This is a genomic window from uncultured Thermus sp., from assembly GCF_938010445.1.
Taxonomy (GTDB): Bacteria; Deinococcota; Deinococci; order Deinococcales; family Thermaceae; genus Thermus; species Thermus altitudinis.
Window position 1 is genome coordinate 1 of the sequence record NZ_CALLUR010000060.1, and the last position, 2,525, is coordinate 2,525.

General features: G+C 63.8%; 4 protein-coding genes and 2 tRNA genes. 4 read left to right on the forward strand and 2 right to left on the reverse strand.

Annotated elements, in window-relative coordinates:
- A partial coding sequence (locus Q0693_RS03305; RefSeq protein ID WP_298629188.1) for an N-acetylmuramoyl-L-alanine amidase occupies window positions 1–738 on the reverse strand: 738 nt, incomplete at its 3' end.
- A 48-nt stretch (window positions 739–786) separates the two neighbouring features.
- Between Q0693_RS03305 and Q0693_RS03310 the strand changes: the two genes are divergently transcribed.
- Both Q0693_RS03310 and Q0693_RS03315 read left to right on the forward strand, forming a co-directional pair.
- Complete coding sequence (locus Q0693_RS03310; RefSeq protein ID WP_298629190.1) at window positions 787–1,215, forward strand: OsmC family protein; 429 nt, start codon at window positions 787–789, stop codon at window positions 1,213–1,215.
- Between the two features lie 4 nt (window positions 1,216–1,219).
- Complete coding sequence (locus Q0693_RS03315; protein WP_298629192.1) at window positions 1,220–1,978, forward strand: type III pantothenate kinase; 759 nt, start codon at window positions 1,220–1,222, stop codon at window positions 1,976–1,978.
- Here Q0693_RS03315 and Q0693_RS03320 read toward each other — a convergent pair.
- Window positions 1,941–2,306, reverse strand: a complete 366-nt coding sequence (locus Q0693_RS03320) for a hypothetical protein (RefSeq protein WP_243031878.1) — start codon at window positions 2,304–2,306, stop codon at window positions 1,941–1,943. The genes Q0693_RS03315 and Q0693_RS03320 overlap by 38 nt on opposite strands.
- A 65-nt stretch (window positions 2,307–2,371) precedes the next feature.
- Here Q0693_RS03320 and Q0693_RS03325 point away from each other — a divergent pair.
- Window positions 2,372–2,448 (forward strand) — tRNA-Asp (locus Q0693_RS03325).
- 1 nt (window position 2,449) lies between these two features.
- Window positions 2,450–2,525: transfer RNA gene (locus tag Q0693_RS03330), tRNA-Phe, on the forward strand.

Genomic DNA, 2,525 nt, shown 5'->3' on the forward strand with positions numbered 1-2,525 from the left:
CACCTGGGCCAGGATGCGGGAGTCCTGGGCCTGGCCAAAGTAAAAGGCCTCCACCCCCTGGGCGGTGCGGGTAGGGGTAGCGTTCACATGGATGGAGATGAACAGGTTCACCTGGGAACTATCGGCCATGGAGGCCCGCCGGGAGAGGTCCTCCCGCTTGTCGGGGGAAAGGTGCATATCCCGGTCCCGGGTGAGGCGCACTTCTATCCCCTCCCTCTCCAGAAGGCGCTTAAGGCGCAAGGCCACATCCAGCACCACTTCTTTTTCCACCACATGCCCCACCATCCCCGGGTCTATGCCCCCATGCCCCGGGTCCAGGAGGACCACGGGTTTCGGCGGCCTGGGAGGCCGGTTGCGGACGGGGTCCGAAGCGGGCTTGGCTGGGGAAGCAGCTTCCTTCTTGAGGATTAAGTCCACCACCAACCGGTCAGGGTCGGTATAGCGCACCACCTTGGCCTCCACCGGCCCTTTCAGGCGCACCACCACCCGCACCCCCTCCCCTTCCGGGATGGTCTGCACGGAAACCACCTCGGCCGAGTTCACCACCTGGTCCAAGGAGGCCCCCTTCACCCCCCTCAGGTTCAGCACAAGCTGACCGTTTTCTTGGGAAAGGCCGTACTGGACATCCCCCTGGGGCAGGTCAAAGACCAGGCGGGTAAAACCCTGGTGTACCCCCACCCGGGGAAAGGCCAAGGCCAGGTTCCATACCAAGGCGAAAACCAGGAGGAATACCCGCATCTACGCCCATTCTAGCGGGATAGATGAAAGCCTGGTAAAATCCGGCTCATGACCAAGAGGGTTGTGATCCACCATCTGGTAGGCCACCGCTTCCTGGGCATCAACGAACAAGGGGACAAGGTGATGATCGACGGGGACCAGCCCGCCACCGGCCCCCGCCCCATGGAGCTCCTCCTCATGGCCCTAGGGGCCTGCACCGCCTACGACGTGGTGGACATCATGAAGAAGAAAAAGCAACCCCTGGCCCGCTACCGGGTGGAGGTGGAGGGCATCCGGGCGGAAACCCATCCCAAGCGCTACACCCACATCACCATCACCCACATCGCTTCCGGACCCAACGTCACCTTGGAGGCCCTGGAGCGCGCCGCCCACCTTTCCCACACCAAATACTGTTCCGTTTCCGCCAGTCTCAATGCGGAAATCACCGTCAAGGTGGTGCTGGAACCCTGGGAAGAGGGACAGGAAGGCCAAGCTTAGCCCCATGCTCCTAGCCATTGACATCGGCAACACCTCCACCGTCTTAGGGGTCTTCTCCGGGGAGGACCTCATCGCCCACTTCCGCATCCACACCGACCGGATGCGCATGGAAAGCGAGTACCGGGTGGTGCTGCAAAACCTCTTCGCCCTGGAAAACCTCCCTCCCCCCAAGGCCGCCCTCCTCTCCAGCGTGGTGCCCCCGGTGGAAAGGGAGATGAAAGAGGCCATAGAGAAGCTTTTCGGCATCAAGGCCCGGGTGGTGGACGCCGAGGCCACGGGGCTGGAGGTGTGCATAGACAACCCCAAGGAAGCCGGCACCGACCGCCTGGTGAACGCCGTGGGAGCCTTGGGCTACGAAAGCCCCACCGGCCGCTACATTGTGGTGGACTTCGGCACCGCCACCACCTTTGACCTGGTGGAAGTTCCCAACCGCTACCTAGGCGGGGCCATCACCATCGGTCCCCAGACCGCCGCCGACGCCCTGGCCGCCCGCACTGCCAAGCTCCCCCGCATTGACCTAGTCCCCCCCGCCCGGGTGGTGGGCAAGAACACCTTGGAGGCCCTGCGCTCGGGCTTGGTCTATGGCTACGCCGCTTTGGTGGAGGGCATGGTGCGCCGCTTCAAGATGGAAGCCGGCGAGGCCTTGGTGATCGCCACCGGCGGCTTTGCGGAAACCCTTAAGGACCTCTGCCCCTCCTTTGACGTGGTGGATGAGGACTTAACCCTCAAGGGGCTTCTGCGCATCCACAAGGGGCAAGGGTGAACCAGTACACCCACCGGCCTTCCTCAGGCAGGAGGGCGTAGCGGTGCCCCTCCACCCGGTAGCACCCCAGGTCCCGCCAAAGGCCAGGCCGTTCGCGGAGGAAAGCCCTAAAGGGGGTACCCTCCTGCTGGGCCAGAAGTAGCCGCAGGTTTCCCCCTATGGGCTCCTGGTTTCCCCGCTTACCCTCGCCCTGGTAGAGGATGCGGCCATCGGGCAAGAACACATTCCGGTACCCCGACTCCCCCCGGTCCACCAGGAGGCTCCGCTTTCCTATTCCCTTCCGGGTCCGGTGGTAGGCAAAGACCTCGCTCCAGCTTAAGCTTGACACCGCCCTTTCCCCCGGCTATCATCCTAAGTGCCCGGTCGGACGCCCCCGACCCGGCAACAACCCAAGGCCCCGTGGTGTAGTTGGTTAACACACCCGCCTGTCACGTGGGAGATCGCGGGTTCGAGTCCCGTCGGGGCCGCCAGGCCGAGGTAGCTCAGTTGGTAGAGCATGCGACTGAAAATCGCAGTGTCGGCGGTTCGATTCCGCCCCTCGGCACCA